The sequence below is a fragment of the Trinickia sp. Z7 genome (genome assembly GCF_056498045.1).
This window is the reverse complement of the sequence record NZ_JAUEQW010000002.1, coordinates 482289-497260: the sequence shown is the minus strand read 5'-3', so window position 1 is coordinate 497260 and position 14972 is coordinate 482289. Positions and strand designations below refer to the sequence as shown.

General features: G+C 65.6%; 14 protein-coding genes. 12 read left to right on the top strand and 2 right to left on the bottom strand.

Going from position 1 to position 14972, the window contains the following annotated elements; all coding sequences use genetic code 11:
- Positions 1 to 201: 201 nt before the first annotated feature.
- The 11 genes from QQS38_RS06290 (at position 202) to purF (ending at position 12623) form a co-directional block, all read left to right on the top strand.
- Entirely contained in the window at positions 202 to 2751 is a 2550-nt protein-coding gene (locus tag QQS38_RS06290; protein WP_479644502.1) for a FimV/HubP family polar landmark protein, read from the top strand.
- 8 nt (positions 2752 to 2759) lie between these two features.
- A complete protein-coding gene (gene truA, locus QQS38_RS06285) occupies positions 2760 to 3569 on the top strand; it encodes a tRNA pseudouridine(38-40) synthase TruA (RefSeq protein WP_479644501.1) in 810 nt (269 codons plus the stop codon).
- Complete coding sequence (locus QQS38_RS06280; protein ID WP_479644500.1) at positions 3562 to 4257, top strand: phosphoribosylanthranilate isomerase; 696 nt, start codon at positions 3562 to 3564, stop codon at positions 4255 to 4257. The genes truA and QQS38_RS06280 overlap by 8 nt, the downstream gene beginning before the upstream one ends.
- Before the next feature lie 56 nt (positions 4258 to 4313).
- Positions 4314 to 5507 carry a tryptophan synthase subunit beta gene (gene trpB / locus QQS38_RS06275; protein WP_479644499.1) on the top strand — a complete coding sequence of 398 codons (1194 nt, stop codon included), beginning with the start codon at positions 4314 to 4316 and terminating at the stop codon, positions 5505 to 5507.
- Positions 5508 to 5518: 11 nt separating this feature from the next.
- Positions 5519 to 6394, top strand: coding sequence for a DNA-methyltransferase (locus tag QQS38_RS06270; RefSeq protein WP_479644498.1), 876 nt, complete (start codon positions 5519 to 5521; stop codon positions 6392 to 6394).
- A 27-nt stretch (positions 6395 to 6421) separates the two neighbouring features.
- Entirely contained in the window at positions 6422 to 7222 is an 801-nt protein-coding gene (gene trpA / locus QQS38_RS06265) for a tryptophan synthase subunit alpha (RefSeq protein WP_479644497.1), read from the top strand.
- A 105-nt stretch (positions 7223 to 7327) separates the two neighbouring features.
- Positions 7328 to 8200: an acetyl-CoA carboxylase, carboxyltransferase subunit beta gene (accD, locus tag QQS38_RS06260; protein ID WP_479644496.1), complete on the top strand. Its 873-nt coding sequence runs from the start codon at positions 7328 to 7330 to the stop codon at positions 8198 to 8200.
- A gap of 47 nt (positions 8201 to 8247) precedes the next feature.
- On the top strand, positions 8248 to 9558 hold the full coding sequence (gene folC, locus QQS38_RS06255; RefSeq protein ID WP_479644495.1) for a bifunctional tetrahydrofolate synthase/dihydrofolate synthase: 1311 nt from the start codon (positions 8248 to 8250) through the stop codon (positions 9556 to 9558).
- A gap of 48 nt (positions 9559 to 9606) precedes the next feature.
- Positions 9607 to 10512, top strand: a complete 906-nt coding sequence (locus QQS38_RS06250; RefSeq protein WP_479644549.1) for an SPOR domain-containing protein — start codon at positions 9607 to 9609, stop codon at positions 10510 to 10512.
- 8 nt (positions 10513 to 10520) lie between these two features.
- On the top strand, positions 10521 to 11015 hold the full coding sequence (locus QQS38_RS06245) for a CvpA family protein (protein WP_479644548.1): 495 nt from the start codon (positions 10521 to 10523) through the stop codon (positions 11013 to 11015).
- A 60-nt stretch (positions 11016 to 11075) separates the two neighbouring features.
- Positions 11076 to 12623: an amidophosphoribosyltransferase gene (gene purF / locus QQS38_RS06240; RefSeq protein ID WP_479644494.1), complete on the top strand. Its 1548-nt coding sequence runs from the start codon at positions 11076 to 11078 to the stop codon at positions 12621 to 12623.
- A gap of 172 nt (positions 12624 to 12795) precedes the next feature.
- On the opposite strand, the gene QQS38_RS06235 is transcribed toward purF, so the two are convergent.
- Together QQS38_RS06235 and QQS38_RS06230 are read right to left on the bottom strand one after the other, a co-directional pair.
- Complete coding sequence (locus tag QQS38_RS06235; RefSeq protein ID WP_479644493.1) at positions 12796 to 13647, bottom strand: helix-turn-helix domain-containing protein; 852 nt, start codon at positions 13645 to 13647, stop codon at positions 12796 to 12798.
- 29 nt (positions 13648 to 13676) lie between these two features.
- Complete coding sequence (locus QQS38_RS06230; RefSeq protein WP_479644492.1) at positions 13677 to 14018, bottom strand: FKBP-type peptidyl-prolyl cis-trans isomerase; 342 nt, start codon at positions 14016 to 14018, stop codon at positions 13677 to 13679.
- A 255-nt stretch (positions 14019 to 14273) separates the two neighbouring features.
- On the opposite strand from QQS38_RS06230, the gene QQS38_RS06225 reads away from it, so the two are divergent.
- Complete coding sequence (locus QQS38_RS06225) at positions 14274 to 14969, top strand: sensor histidine kinase (protein WP_479644491.1); 696 nt, start codon at positions 14274 to 14276, stop codon at positions 14967 to 14969.
- Positions 14970 to 14972 lie beyond the last annotated feature (3 nt).

Genomic DNA, 14972 nt, shown 5'->3' with positions numbered 1-14972 from the left:
TATGCAATGGGCGCCGCTCGAGTTGCCCGCCAAGCCGCGCAGTGGTTTTGACCGGGTTCCTCACGTAAACTATGCGGCTACGACGCAGAGGAACCCGAGAAAGGCGTCGCCTTGTCGCGACGCCTTTTTCATTGCTGCAGCGAATGCTGATCTCTCCCAAAACGCCTTATCGAGGCGCGCTTGAACGCGCGTGACATCTTCATGACAACACGTTCGACGCGTCGCACAGTCCCGCTCGCGATCGCCGTTACGGCGGTCGTCTTCGCATGGCTCGTCGACGCATCGCCGCGGGCAGTGGCCGCGCCTGCCGCCGTGGCCGCTGCCACCGCTGCGAGCGGGCAAGCAGCGACGCCTGTCGTCGCCCCCGGAACCACTCAATACGCGGTGAAGCCGGGGCAGTCGCTCGCCGACATCGCCGTGGCCGCCACGCAGTCGCACGACAAGGCCGTGCTCAGCCGCGCGGCGAAAGTTATTTTCGATGCCAATCCGTCCGCATTCTCGCGCGGCGATCCAAGTTTGTTGAAGCTTGGCGCCGTGCTGAACGTGCCGCCGCTCGATGCGACGGGCGCGCTCGCCAACAGCGCACCTGAGCCGGCCGCCGCGCCAACCGCGGCCAGCACGCCGAGCGCAGCTTCGACGGCTGCAGCGGCGTCGCAGGCCGCTGGTGCGGGCGTGAAGGCCAGCGGTGCGCAACCGGCGACACCGGCATCGGCGCCCGCGGCCGCCGTATCGCAGGCATCCGCTGGCACGGCCGCCTCTGCGGCCGCGAAGCCGGCGGCAACTGCCGCGACGCATCAGCAAGCGAACGGTCCGGCAGCGGTGGCAGGCGGGCACGCATGGAGCGGCGCGATCGAGCCCGCGCCCAGCGCTCCTTCGAGCGCGCCCGCGGAGGGTGCGGCAAGTGCGACTCAGGCGTCCGCAGCCAGTGCGACCCCAGCCGCCGTGGCGAGTCAACCGGCGGCGGGCGGCACGGCAACGGCTGGCGCTTCGGCGGTCGCGACCGCGAGCGCGGCGGGTACGGCGGCCACGGCGGGGGCTTCCGCCGCAGCAGCGCCCGCCCTCTCGGCCTCGCACCCCAAAGTCTCGAGCCTGCAGCAACTGCTGACACTCAAGAACAGGGTGTTGATGGAATTGCAGCGGCATGGGTTCGGAACGTCCTCGTCAAATCGTTCCGGCGCCACGAGCAACGCGCCCGTGGGCGCGTCCGGTTTCGCGGCCACGCCGCCCGCGTCGGGCGTGGTAGCGCCTGCCCCAGGGCCATCGCGCGCCGCGGCTGCCGCCAACCAGCGTTTCATCAGCGTCGGCGGCTACGGCGTTGCGCGCGACGACATTCCGGCCATCGCCGCCGTTGCGGCCGCTGTGGCGGCTGCGCTGCTCGTTTTGCTCGTCGCGCTAGGCATCAGTCGGCGCAAGCGGCGCGCAGCGGTTCCCTCAGTGGCTTCCGCCGGTGGCGCCGCTAGCGCGGCGCCGGCGGCTGACCAGGGCGAAAGCGCCCAGCCGCTGGCCAAGCCTGCTACGGGGACGGACGACCCCATCGAGGCCGAATTTCTGAGCGTCCTCGCGCGAAACCCCACGAGCAAACGTGCACTGATGGGTCTCGCCGGACATTACGCCGAGCGCGGGAACGTGCGCGGGTTCGACGAGATCGCGCAACGCATCTATCGCCTTTCCGGCGGCCGCGGTCCGAACTGGGTTCACGTTGCCGCGCTGGGGCGCCAGCTCGATCCGGACAACCCGTTGTTTGCGCTCCAAGCAACTGAAAGCGAGGAATCGGCTGAAAGCGAAGGATCCGGCTTGGCTGAAACGCCGGAGGGCGGCCTACCAGCACAAACGGAATCCGAGGCGAGTGCGTCTTCGGAATGGCCCCACGCGAGCGAGCCGGAGCTGTTGCCCCGCGCGGAGCCGCCGGTCGAGCGTCCGCCGGAGGGAACGGTGGTTCCCGAGCTGACGGACGTCATCGGCGGGACGCCGCCGGCGGTCGAACCGCAGCCCGAGCCGGAAGCCGCGCCGCAATCGCGCCCGACATCGCAGCTGGAATCAACGCCTGCGATCGAAAGCGCGCCCGAAGCGACAACGGAACCGCCCGCAGCGCGCCCGGAACCGGAGCACGAGCAGGAGCAGCTCGAAGGCGAATCGAGCGAAGCGTCCAGTGCATCCCGGCACGATGCAACGCTTCCGCCGGAAGCCGTCGCGGCGCTCGATGCCCTCGACTTGGGTTTGCCGCCGCGCGCCGAGCTCAGTCCCGATGCGCCGGCTCGACCTCATGACATCGGGGATGCGGAGACGCCCGAACCGACCGAGCCTGAATCGGCCCGGAGCGAGCCGTGGCCGGAAGTGACCGCAGAGGCCGCGCCGCATGAACTGCACGGCGAGCCTTCCGCGCAGCGCGAGCCGAACGCGAACGCGGCCCACGAGCCGGGAGAGAAAGCACGTAGCGAGCCGCTGCCCCCGCCCAACGTGACAGGGCTGGGCGCTGCGCCGATCGGGCCGCTCAAGCTTTCGTTCAACCTCGACCTCCCGGGTGCGGACGGCGGCGAAGGTGCCATGGCCGCCGCGGCGCCGTTGCCGCAATTCACGCCCGAGCAGCTCGCCAAGATCGCGCGCAACAAGCTCGATCTCGCTGCCGAATATATCGCGCTCGGCGATCTGGGCGGCGCACGCACGCTGATTCACGAAGTCATCGAGTCCAACGACGCGGCCACGCGAGAGGACGCGCACGCGTTGCTGGCGACGCTGGCGCCGCTTTCGTGACGCCTACCATGCGCATCGCTCTCGGGATCCAATACGACGGCACCGCATTTTGCGGCTGGCAGTCCCAACCGCACGGCAAGACCGTTCAAGATGCGTTGGAACGCGCGCTGGCCGATTTCGCCTGCAAGCCGTTGCCCACGGTCGTCGCAGGCCGCACGGACACGGGTGTGCATGGGCTCGGGCAGGTGGTGCATTTCGACACCGATCTCGATCGCGAGGACTTTTCCTGGGTGCGCGGCACGAACGCCTTCCTGCCGCCGGCCGTGGCCGTGCTCTGGGCCAAACGGATGCCCGATGCCTTTCACGCTCGGTTTTCGGCGTTCGAGCGGACTTACTACTACATGCTCTACGTGAATGCCGTGCGCTCGCCGATGCTGACGGGGCGCGCCGGCTGGATTCATACGCCGCTCGACGTCGAGGCCATGCGCGCCGCCGCGCAATGCCTGCTTGGGGAGCACGACTTCTCGGCGTTTCGCTCGTCCGAGTGCCAGGCGAAGACGCCGGTCAAACATCTGCATGAGATCGAGATTCGCCAAGCGGGCGACATCATTCATTTTCGTTTTCGGGCGAATGCGTTCCTGCATCACATGGTCCGCAATCTGATGGGCTCGCTCGTGGCCGTCGGCCGGGGGCGCTACCCGGTGTCGTGGCTGGCCGATGTGCTCGCGAGCCGCGACCGCAATCGCGCCGCACCGACGTTCATGCCCGAAGGACTGTACCTGGCCCACGTCGGCTATCCCGAGGTATTCGCGGTGCCGCCCGCGCCCCTCGGCAGCGTACCTTGGAGCGGCATTTGGAGCGAGTCGAGCCATGTCTAGCGCCGTCCCCGTTTCGCCAGCCCTCGGCTCGATCCCTCACCGCACGCGCATCAAACTGTGCGGCCTGTCGCGCCGGGCGGACGTAGACCTAGCCGTCGAACTCGGAGCCGACGCGATCGGCTTCGTCTTCTATCCCCCGAGCCCGCGCTCGGTTGGCGTCGCCGATGCGATCGACCTCGCTTGCGCGTTGCCGCCGTTCGTCTCGGTCGTAGGCTTGTTCGTGAACCCGACCTTGGATTGGATCGGTGAAGTTGCCAGTAACGTGCCGCTCACCATGCTGCAGTTTCACGGCGACGAAACCGCTGCCCAATGCGAGGAGCTAGCGAGCGTGGCCGGGTTGCCTTGGCTGCGCGCATTACGCGTTGCGGCCGATACGCAGCCACGCGATTTGGTAGAATCGGCGCTTAACTATTCGTCAGCTGGCGGCCTGCTCTTCGACACGCTCGTCGAAGGCTATGGCGGCGGCGGGAAGACTTTCGATTGGTCACTTATTCCAGCAGAGCTCGCGCGTCGGGCCGTTTTGAGTGGTGGGTTGAACGCGCAAAACGTCGGTGACGCCATTCGGCGCGTGCGCCCGTACGCGGTCGATGTCTCGAGCGGCATCGAAGTGCCGGGCGCCAGGGGCGTGAAGGATCCCGCCCGAATGGCGGCGTTCGTGCGCGCGGTGCGCGCAGCGGACGCCGAGTGAAAGCCAAGGCGGCGCGGCCTGACGTGCCTCGCCGCCGCTGCGAAGAGTGACAAACCATGTACAACCTTCCGGATCAACGGGGCCATTTCGGCCCATACGGCGGAACTTTCGTCGCCGAAACGCTCGTCCATGCGCTCGACGAGCTGCGCCACGCCTACGAGCAGTACAGCAAGGACCCCGAGTTCATTGCCGAGTACGAGCGCGAACTCAAATATTTCGTCGGACGCCCGTCGCCGATTTACCACGCGCGGCGCTGGAGCGAGTTGCTCGGCGGCGCGCAGGTGTTCCTCAAACGCGAGGACCTCAATCACACGGGCGCGCACAAGGTCAACAACGTGATCGGCCAAGCCTTGCTCGCCAAGCGCATGGGCAAGCCGCGCGTGATCGCCGAAACGGGCGCGGGCCAGCATGGCGTCGCGACCGCCACGATCGCGGCGCGCTTCGGGATGGAATGTGTCGTCTACATGGGCGCCGAGGACGTGCGGCGGCAAGCGGCCAACGTCTATCGAATGAAGCTGCTCGGCGCCACCGTCGTGCCGGTCGAGTCCGGTTCGCGCACGCTCAAGGATGCGCTGAACGAAGCCATGCGCGATTGGGTCACGAACGTCGAAAGCACGTTCTATATCATCGGCACCGTTGCCGGTCCGCATCCGTACCCGATGATGGTCCGCGATTTCCAGCGGGTGATCGGCGACGAGTGCCGCGTGCAGATGCCCGAACTCACAGGGCGCCAGCCCGACATGGTGATCGCCTGCGTCGGCGGGGGGTCCAATGCCATGGGCATCTTCTATCCCTACATCGACGATGCGGCGGTCAAGCTCGTCGGCGTCGAGGCCGCGGGCGACGGGATCGAGACGGGACGGCACGCCGCCTCGCTCATCGGCGGCAGCCCCGGCGTGCTGCACGGCAATCGCACCTACCTGTTGCAGGACGAGAACGGTCAGATCATCGAGACGCATTCGGTGTCGGCGGGCCTCGACTATCCTGGGGTCGGCCCCGAGCACGCGTGGTTGAAGGACAGCGGTCGCGCGCAATACGTCGGCATCACCGACGAGGAAGCGCTCAAGGCGTTCCACGATTGCTGCCGGATCGAAGGCATCATCCCGGCGCTCGAGTCGAGCCACGCGCTCGCTTACGCGGCCAAGATCGCGCCTTCGCTTTCCCGCGAGACGCATCTGCTCGTCAACCTTTCGGGCCGCGGCGACAAGGATATGCACACCGTCGCCGAACGCTCGGGCCTCGCGCTCTGAGCCACCGAGGCATGCGCGATCTCATCGACGAATTCGACGCACCGCGGCCCGCGGCGGCGGGAGGCAGCGCGCTGGGCGGCTCGGGTGGATCGCGCGTGGCCATCGATCTGCGCAACCGCGATTTCTTAGCGGATGCGCAGACGGTGCCGGACCGATCGATCGATCTGATCCTGGCCGATCCGCCTTACGGCCTCGGCAAGGATTACGGCAACGATTCCGACATGCGCTCGGGCGAGGCGTTTCTCGAATGGACGCGCGCTTGGCTCGAGCTGGCTGTTCCGAAGCTCAAGGCGAGCGGCTCGCTGTACGTGTTCTGCACCTGGCAGTACGCGCCGGAGATCTTTTCGTTCTTGAAGACCAAGCTCACCATGGTCAACGAGATCATTTGGGACCGGCGCGTGCCGAGCATGGGCGGAACGACGCGGCGTTTTACGTCGGTGCACGACAATATCGGGCTTTTTGCCGTGTCGAAGGACTATTACTTCGACCTGGACCCCGTACGCATTCCGTACGACGCGGCCACGAAGAAGGCGCGCTCCCGCAAGCTGTTCGAGGGGAGCAAGTGGCTCGAGGTGGGCTACAACCCGAAGGATGTCTGGTCGGTGTCGAGGCTGCATCGGCAACATGCCGAGCGCGTCGATCACCCGACGCAAAAACCCCTCGAGATCGTCGAGCGGATGGTGCTCGCAAGCTGCCCGCCGGGCGGGCGCGTGCTCGATCCGTTCATGGGCAGCGGCACGACGGCAGTGGCCTGCGCGCGGCATGCTCGCGCATTCGTCGGCTTTGAGATCAATGAAAATTACTGCGCGATCGCGCGCGAACGAGTCGCCGCGGTCAGCGGCATATCGTCCGACGCGCCCGCCGTTGCCTCGGAAGCGGCACGGTAGGTCGCGCTTATCGGTAGAGAAGACATCATGTCCCGCATCGAACAGACTTTCGCGGCTTTGGCCGCACAAAACAAGAAGGGGTTGATTCCCTTCATCACGGCCGGGTACCCGGATCCTGCGCGCACGGTCGAATTCATGCATGCGCTCGTGGCTGGCGGCGCCGATGTGATCGAACTGGGCGTGCCGTTCTCGGACCCGATGGCCGACGGCGCCGTCATTCAACGCTCATCCGAACGCGCGCTTGCACAAGGCGTGACGCTCAAGCACGTGCTGGCCGATGTAAAGAAGTTCCGCGAGCAGGACGCAAACACGCCCGTGGTCCTGATGGGGTACGCCAATCCGATCGAGCGCATGGGCGTCGAAGCGTTCGTCGAAGCGGCGGCGCAAGCAGGCGTGGACGGCGTCCTCACGGTGGATTACCCGCCCGAGGAATCGGTCGAGTTCGCCCATCGCATGCGTGCGGCGGGTGTCGATCCGATCTTCTTGCTCGCGCCCACTTCGACCGATGCGCGGATCGCGGCCGTCGCCGAACTGGCGAGCGGCTACGTCTACTATGTGTCGCTCAAAGGGGTGACCGGCGCGGCAAATCTGGACGTTTCCAGCATCGCGAGTAAAATCCCGGCGATCAAGTCGCAAGTGAAGTTGCCTGTTGGGGTCGGATTCGGTATTCGTGACGCCTCCACGGCGCGTGCGGTTGCCGAGGTGGCGGATGCCGTGGTCATCGGTAGCCGCCTGGTGCAGTTGCTCGAACAGGCGCGGGCGCAGTCGGCTGCAATCGAGCTGACGGCATTCGTCGCCGAGATTCGCAAGGCGCTCGACGCCGGTTGAACGCAGCGCTAGGCCTCATGCCGGACGGGGGAAGCTGGCCGGCATGGGGTAGTCAGGGCGCTGCGTGCGACATACGTACGGAACAACACAATTGAAGGAACAACGATGAGCTGGCTCGACAAGCTGTTGCCGCCGAAGATCAAACAGACCGATCCGAAAAGCCGCAAAGGCATTCCGGAGGGCCTTTGGGTCAAGTGTCCGTCGTGCGAGGCGGTGTTGTACCGCAACGACGTCGAGGCGAACTTGCACGTTTGTCCGAAGTGCAGCCATCACATGCGTATCAGCGCGCGCGCGCGCCTCGACGGGTTGCTCGACGCCGAAGGCCGTTACGAGATCGGTCAGGAGATCGTCCCGGTCGACGCGCTGAAATTCAAGGACAGCCGCAAGTATCCGGACCGCATCAAAGATGCGATGGACGAAACCGGTGAAACCGATGCGATGGTCGTGATGGGCGGTGCAATTCACACGCTGCCGGTCGTCGTTTCTTGCTTCGAGTTCGCGTTCATGGGCGGGTCGATGGGCTCCGTGGTCGGCGAGCGCTTTGCTCGCGGCGCGCAAAATGCGATCGAGCAACAAGTGCCGTTCATCTGTTTCACGGCCTCGGGTGGAGCGCGGATGCAGGAAAGCCTGCTGTCGTTGATGCAGATGGCCAAGACGACGGCGATGCTGACCAAACTGGCCGACGCCAGATTGCCGTTCATTTCCGTGCTGACGGACCCGACGATGGGCGGCGTATCGGCAAGCTTCGCATTCCTCGGCGATGTCGTGATCGCGGAGCCGAAGGCATTGATCGGCTTTGCCGGCCCGCGGGTGATCGAGCAGACGGTGCGGGAGAAACTGCCCGAAGGCTTCCAGCGCGCGGAATTCCTGCTGCAAAAGGGGGCAATCGACATGATCATCGATCGCCGCAAGCTGCGCGAAGAGTTGGCGCGGCTGATCGCGCTGCTCACGCGCCAGCCCGCGGATGCCGTCGCCTGAACGTTAAGTTAATCGCAGATCTCACGCGGGACGGCCCGCGGTTTTGGATGACTCATTTCCCTACTCTCGACGCCTGGCTCGCGCATCTCGAGTCGGCGCATCCGGTCGGTATCGACATGGGTCTCACGCGCATCGGCAAGGTAAAGGATGCGCTGGGGCTTGCATTTCGCTGCCCTGTCATTACGGTGGGCGGCACCAATGGCAAGGGATCGACTTGCGCGATGCTCGAGTCGATCCTGCGCGCCTCCGGCTACCACGTCGGTTGCCATACGTCGCCCCACCTCATCGAGTTCAATGAACGCGCGCGCATCGATGGCCGAAACGCGACCGACGACGAGCTTTTACCGCATTTCGAAGCGGTCGAGGCGGCGCGCACGCGCTTGGCCGAACCCGTGTCGCTCACTTACTTCGAATTCACGACGCTCGCGATCTTGCATTGGTTCGCGTCGCGCGAACTCGATGCCGTGATTCTCGAAGTCGGGCTTGGCGGCCGGCTCGACGCCGTCAATATCGTCGATGCCGACTGTGCCATCGTGACGAGCATCGATATCGATCATACGGAGTATCTGGGCGATACACGCGAGAAGATCGCCTACGAGAAGGCGGGCATTTTTCGTCCGGGCCGGCCCGCCATCTGTGCCGATCCCGCGCCGCCGCAAACGCTGATCGACCACGCGCAAGCGATCGGCGCCGAACTTTGGCTGTTCGGACGCGACTTCCGCTATGAAGGGCAGGCGGGCAGCGAGCGGCAACAGTGGAGCTACGTCGGTCCGACGGCGCGGCGTTCGGCGCTTGCATATCCGGCGCTGCGCGGCGCGAATCAGCTCATCAATACGTCCGCGGCGCTGGCCGCGCTCGAGGCGCTGCGGGATCGGCTGCCCGTTTCCGCTCAAGACGTGCGACTCGGGCTAGCCAACGTCGAGCTGCCCGGGCGCTTTCAGGTGTTGCCGGGGCGGCCGTCGATCGTGCTCGACGTGGCACACAATCCCCATGCGGCAGCCGTGCTGGCTCAAAATCTGGGCAGCATGGGCTTTTTCCGCTACACCTACGCCGTCTTTGGCGCGATGCGCGACAAGGACATCGCGGGCGTCGTCAAGCATCTCAAAGGCGAAATCGATCACTGGTGCTTGACCGATTTGCCGATCGGCCGAGCCGCGAGCGCGGCGGACCTGGACGAGATCGTGCGCACCGCGGGCGTCGAAGATGGCCCCGACAGCAGCATCAGGCGTTTCGCCTCGCCGGCCGAAGCTTTCCAAGATGCGCTGAGCCGAGCGACGGACGATGATAGAATCGTGGTTTTCGGTAGCTTCTATACTGTTGCGGGCGTCATGGCCTACCGCAAGTCGCGGCAACATTGACCGACGCGCGCCGCGTTGACGGCCGCCCCCCTCGAACTCAGCGGATTCATGGGCTTTTTCTCGTTCGGCAAAAAAGACGACACGCCGCGCCGGCGTGGCGCCAGCGCTAGATCCGCGCGTAGCGGTGGTACGTTCGAGGCACGCGACGAGCGACCGAGCCGCCGCAAAGAACGCGCGGCCGAGGCCGATGCGATGCCGCTCGATCCGACACTTCCCGAAAAGCAACGGGCGCGCCGGCGCCTGGTTGGTGCGATCGCGCTGGTGCTCGCCGCCGTGGTCGTCTTGCCGATGGTGCTCGATTCCCATCCCAAGCCGGTGACCAACGACATCGCGATCGATATTCCCAATCGCCCGGCAACGGTTCCGTCGCGCGCTAGCGACGACAACCCCGAGGACACGCAAGCCGCGGTGGCGCCAGATCGTGCCGATATGAGCGGTGCGACGGCTTCCGGTGCGGGCACGGCCGGGGTGGGTGCCGCGCAACCCAGCGGGGCGTCGCAGTCTCCCGGCGGTGCGCAAGGCGCGACCACGCAGGCTGAATCGAAGCAGACCGAATCGAAGCAGACCGAGTCCAAGCAATCCAAGCAGACAAGCACCGCCCCGGCAGCGACTACCCCTGCGAAGGCGGCGCAAACGGCAAAAGCGGCAAAAACCATTGCCATCCCCGGCCCCGGGGCAACGAAGCCCGATTCCGGTACGCCGGCCGCGCCGCCAGGCTCGCGTTACGCCGTGGAGCTAGGTGCGTTCGCCGACGATGCGAGCGCCCGCGCATGGGAGAGCAAGCTGAAGGCCGCGGGGGTGCCCGCGTACATCGAACATCGCAAGCAAGCCGACGGTAAGGCCCGCACGATGCTGCTCGCCGGTCCGTTCGCCGATCGCGCGGCGGCATCCGCGGCCGTCGCTAAGGTGCGCGAAGCCGGTTTGACGGCGGGCACGGGCAACGCGGCGCAGTGACGGCATCGATGCTTACCGCGTTCGATTACGCCGTGCTTGCGGTGATCGGCCTGTCGGCGCTGCGCGGTGCGTGGCGCGGGTTGTTGTCGGAAATATTCGGCCTGATCGGCTGGGTCGTGGCTTTTTTTGTCGCGTCGCGCTATGTGCGGCTCCTGGTGCCCTATATTCCAAGCGACTGGCCCGGCGGTGCGCTCACGCAGTGGTTGCTCGCGTTCGCGGCAATCATGGTGGGCGTGGTGCTCGTGGCGAGTGTCGCGAATGCGCTGATCGCACGGCTGGTGGCCGTGACAGGGCTGGGCGGCGTGGATCGGTCGCTCGGGTTGCTGTTCGGCATCGTGCGCGGCGTGGTGTTCGTTTTACTGCTCGTGGCGCTGGCCGGGTTGACGGAGCTGCCGAAGCAACAATTTTGGCGCGACGCCCTGCTGCGGCCCTATGTCGAGCGAGGCGTGCATGAGTTGAAGCCCTTGCTTCCCCCGGCGCTGGCCGCGTACGTTCGCGTGTGAAGCGCGTGCGTCGGCCCCATGGCCGGCACCATCGTTTTTCGTATCTTTGAAGGACCTGCCATGTGCGGCATCGTAGGCGTAGTCTCCCACTCCCCGGTCAATCAGTTGATCTACGACAGCCTTCTGCTGTTGCAGCATCGCGGCCAGGATGCAGCCGGTATCGCGACGGCGAACGGCAGCACTTTCCACATGTACAAGGCCAACGGCATGGTGCGCGACGTGTTCCGTACGCGCAACATGCGCAGTTTACCGGGCACCGCGGGCATCGGCCAAGTGCGGTATCCCACGGCGGGCTCGGCCTCGAGCGAGGAAGAGGCGCAGCCGTTTTACGTGAATGCGCCATTCGGCATCATCCTCGCGCATAACGGCAACCTCACGAACTGGCAGCAGCTGAAAGACGAGATGTTCCGCATCGACCGGCGTCATGTGAACACGAACTCGGATACGGAAGTGCTGCTCAACGTGTTCGCGCACGAGGTGCAACTAGCAAGCTCGGGCCTGCAGCTCGACCCAGGCACGGTGTTCAAGGCCGTGGCGGGCGTGCATCGCCGGGTGCGCGGCTCGTACGCCATCGTTTCGTTGATCGCCGGGTATGGGCTGCTGGCATTTCGCGACCCATACGGCATTCGCCCGCTGTGCATCGGCAAGCACGAAACGGAGCACGGCGTGGAGTGGATCGTTGCGTCGGAATCGGTGGCTGTCGAAGGCATCGGATTCGATTTCGTGCGGGACGTCGCGCCCGGCGAAGCGATTTTCATCGACAACGACGGTCAACTGCACAGCCAGCAGTGCGCGGATACGCCGAGTTTGAACCCCTGCATTTTCGAGTACGTCTATCTGGCGCGTCCCGATTCGGTGCTCGACGGCGTCTCCGTCTACAACGTGCGTCTGCGGATGGGCGACTACCTCGCCGCCAAGATCAAGCGTGTTCTGCCCGACGTGCCGATCGACGTGGTCATGCCCATTCCCGATTCGTCTCGGCCTGCCGCCATGCAGGTGGCGGCCAAGCTCGGCGTCGAATACCGCGAAGGGTTTTTCAAGAACCGCTATGTGGGCCGCACTTTCATCATGCCGGGCCAGGCGGTGCGCAAGAAGTCGGTGCGCCAGAAGCTCAATGCGATGGCGATCGAGTTCAAGGATAAGAATGTGCTGATCGTCGACGATTCGATCGTCCGCGGCACGACTTCGCACGAGATCGTGCAGATGGCGCGCGATGCCGGGGCGAAGAGCGTGATCTTCGCATCGGCTGCGCCGCCCGTGAAGTTCCCCAACGTGTATGGCATCGACATGCCCACGCGCAGCGAACTCGTCGCCCATGGCCGTTCCGACGAGGAAGTCGCCAAGATCATCGGCGCCGATCACCTCGTCTATCAGGACGTCGATGCGCTCAAGCAAGCGGTGCGCGACATCAATCCGATGCTCGCGCGTTTCGAGGCGTCTTGCTTCGATGGCGATTACATCACGGGCGATGTCACGGCGCAGTATCTCGATGTCATCGAGCGCGCCCGACTCTCGCCGCAATCCCAGTCCGAGCGCGATTCTGCGGGCGACGCCGTGGATGGCACCGTGACGCGTTCGCAACTGCATTTGCAACTGTCGGTCGAATAAGGAATAAGCCGCCTGCCCGCGTCGTTAGGCGTGCAGGCGCGCGCGGTAGGTGCGCGGCAGGATCCAACTCCGCGCCGATATGAATTAAGCATGCGCCGGCGCGGCGACTCAAAACAGCTAAAGCGAAAGACGGCGGCTGCGCCGTCCGACGCCGAGACGGCCCCGCATCGTATCAATGCACCGGCTTCGCCCGCCACTGGCCTGGAGGGATTGCGAAGCGTCGCGTGAACGCATGAGTAAAGGCGCTCTGATCGCCGAAACCGACCGTCAGCGCGATGTCCGTCAAGGTCTTGCGCGAGGTGCACAGCAGCACGAGCGCCGTGTCCAGGCGAAGCCGCTGCAAATAGCGGTGCGGCGTCGTGCCGAACGCTTCTTCGAACACCTGATGGAAGCGCCGCTCGCTCAACCCGCAGTGCCTCGCGAGATCGACCACGCGCAGCGGCTCCGATAGATGCGCACGCAACCATGTGTCGATGCGCGCATAGTCGAGCCGCGATGCGGGGGCTTGCGCGCCGACGTTCTCGCTCAAGACGAGGGCCAAGCGCGCCGCCGTGTCCCATGCCAAACGTCGCGCGCCCTCGCTCATGCCGATCGAGCGGGTGCGGTCCGTATCGCCGGGTTCCGGTTCGCTCGCTTCGTGGCCGGCCGATGTTGCGGCCGATGTTGCCGCCCGCATCGTGCGCGCCGCATACGATGCGGTATCGCGCACGAGCGCTGCGAGTCCGTCGTTCATCGTCAATGCCAACGCGCGCGAAAAAAAGCGTTCGGGCAGCGCCAGCGATGCGCAAGGCACGTCGAGGACCAACTGCCGGTTCTCGCCGACCCCCGCGTACTCGTGGCGCGAGCCGGCCGGAATCAGCCACGCATGACGCGCGTCGATGCGGTGGCCGATACCGTCGACGGCCATCTCCATCACGCCCTCGACACCGAGCACGATCTGATGGAAGGCGTGCAGGTCGCATGCGCTCTCGGCGCCGTAACGGCGCAGCGACAAGGCGGGCGATTGGATCGCGTGCTCGTTCATCGCGCTGCTGCCCTTGCTTGGTTCGGTGCTTACGCCTGGAGCAATTCGACTTCGAACACGAGCGTCGCATTCGGCGGAATCACGCCGCCGGCGCCGCGCACGCCGTAGCCCAATTGCGGCGGAATCGTCAGACGACGCACGCCGCCTACTTTCATGCCTTGCACGCCTTCGTCCCAACCCTTGATGACCATGCCGCCACCGAGGACGAAGGCGAACGGATCGTTGCGGTCCTTGCTCGAATCGAACTTCTGGCCGTCGGTGAGCCACCCCGTGTAGTGCACGGTGACGGTGGTGCCCGCCGCGGCTTCGGCGCCTGCGCCAACGGTCAAATCTTCGTACTTCAACCCCGTTTCTGTGGTGACGGTGGTCATGGTCGTTACGCTCCGATGGTGATGAAACCGACATTGTAGGCGTTCAGCCCGGTGCGGTGCCTATAATGTCCGTCTGCTCAACACGCTTACGGCGCCACCTGGTGATGGCAACGTGCGGGCCGCGCTCGTTCGCGCACCGCCGCGGCCAGGGTAGCCGAGCGACTTTTCGAGAGGCCGACCGTGTCGACGTTTTCCCACGCCGTTGCCGCATCCGACTAACGTCTCGCTCATCTGCGGGCGGAGGTTGCGCTGTTCATGCGCGATCATGTTTTGTCCCTCGTCTCTCACGATTTACGCAGCCCTCTCAATGCGATTCATAGCTGGGCTTATGTCCTCGAACGCAAGCTCGATGCGACCGATGCGTCCGCTCAGCGCGCGCTGGCCGGCATTCGCTCGGGCGTCGAGCAGCAAGTGAAGCTGCTCGAGGACGCCGTCGACAAAACCCGCGCGGAAACCAAATCGTTGCCGCTCGCGCGCGAGTCGTTCCCGATCAGTGCGGCAGTGGAGCGCGCGCTCGCGGATGCGAAGCTCGCCATCGTCGAAGCGCGCGGCACGTCCATCGAGATCCAATCGTCGGTCGATGCCCAATGGTGCGACGGCGATCGCGAGCGCCTCGCTCAAGCGATTTGGACCATGCTGGTTTTTGCCGCCGAAGCGAGCGCACCCGGTGCGAGGCTCAGCCTCGCCAGCAGTCTCGACAACGCGTTTTGGCGTGTCGAAGTGGGCTATGTGGCGAGTTTCGCTGCGTTGTCCGATGCCGAGTTGCCGCACGCGATGGAGCCGTTCGCGCGCAGCCAGGCCATGCAGCCGCGCGAGGCTGGGCGCATTGCTTGGGCGCTGGCGTTGCCGCAACGCGTTGCGGTAGCCCATGGCGGGACCTTCGAACAGAGCGCGACCGTCGACGGCGAGCCGTGCTCGCTCGTGCTTCGCGTGCCGCTTGCCGCGCAGTGACGG

Excerpts from the sequence above, each read along its gene's own strand:
- QQS38_RS06230 (WP_479644492.1), bottom strand. The coding sequence starts at position 14,018 with ATGACCACCGTCACCACAGAAACGGGGTTGAAGTACGAAGATTTGACC.
- accD (WP_479644496.1), top strand. The coding sequence starts at position 7,328 with ATGAGCTGGCTCGACAAGCTGTTGCCGCCGAAGATCAAACAGACCGAT.
- QQS38_RS06270 (WP_479644498.1), top strand. The coding sequence starts at position 5,519 with ATGCGCGATCTCATCGACGAATTCGACGCACCGCGGCCCGCGGCGGCG.
- folC (WP_479644495.1), top strand. The coding sequence starts at position 8,248 with ATGACTCATTTCCCTACTCTCGACGCCTGGCTCGCGCATCTCGAGTCG.
- truA (WP_479644501.1), top strand. The coding sequence starts at position 2,760 with ATGCGCATCGCTCTCGGGATCCAATACGACGGCACCGCATTTTGCGGC.
- QQS38_RS06235 (WP_479644493.1), bottom strand. The coding sequence starts at position 13,647 with ATGAACGAGCACGCGATCCAATCGCCCGCCTTGTCGCTGCGCCGTTAC.
- QQS38_RS06245 (WP_479644548.1), top strand. The coding sequence starts at position 10,521 with ATGCTTACCGCGTTCGATTACGCCGTGCTTGCGGTGATCGGCCTGTCG.
- QQS38_RS06290 (WP_479644502.1), top strand. The coding sequence starts at position 202 with ATGACAACACGTTCGACGCGTCGCACAGTCCCGCTCGCGATCGCCGTT.
- trpA (WP_479644497.1), top strand. The coding sequence starts at position 6,422 with ATGTCCCGCATCGAACAGACTTTCGCGGCTTTGGCCGCACAAAACAAG.
- QQS38_RS06250 (WP_479644549.1), top strand. The coding sequence starts at position 9,607 with ATGGGCTTTTTCTCGTTCGGCAAAAAAGACGACACGCCGCGCCGGCGT.
- QQS38_RS06225 (WP_479644491.1), top strand. The coding sequence starts at position 14,274 with ATGCGCGATCATGTTTTGTCCCTCGTCTCTCACGATTTACGCAGCCCT.
- QQS38_RS06280 (WP_479644500.1), top strand. The coding sequence starts at position 3,562 with ATGTCTAGCGCCGTCCCCGTTTCGCCAGCCCTCGGCTCGATCCCTCAC.
- purF (WP_479644494.1), top strand. The coding sequence starts at position 11,076 with ATGTGCGGCATCGTAGGCGTAGTCTCCCACTCCCCGGTCAATCAGTTG.
- trpB (WP_479644499.1), top strand. The coding sequence starts at position 4,314 with ATGTACAACCTTCCGGATCAACGGGGCCATTTCGGCCCATACGGCGGA.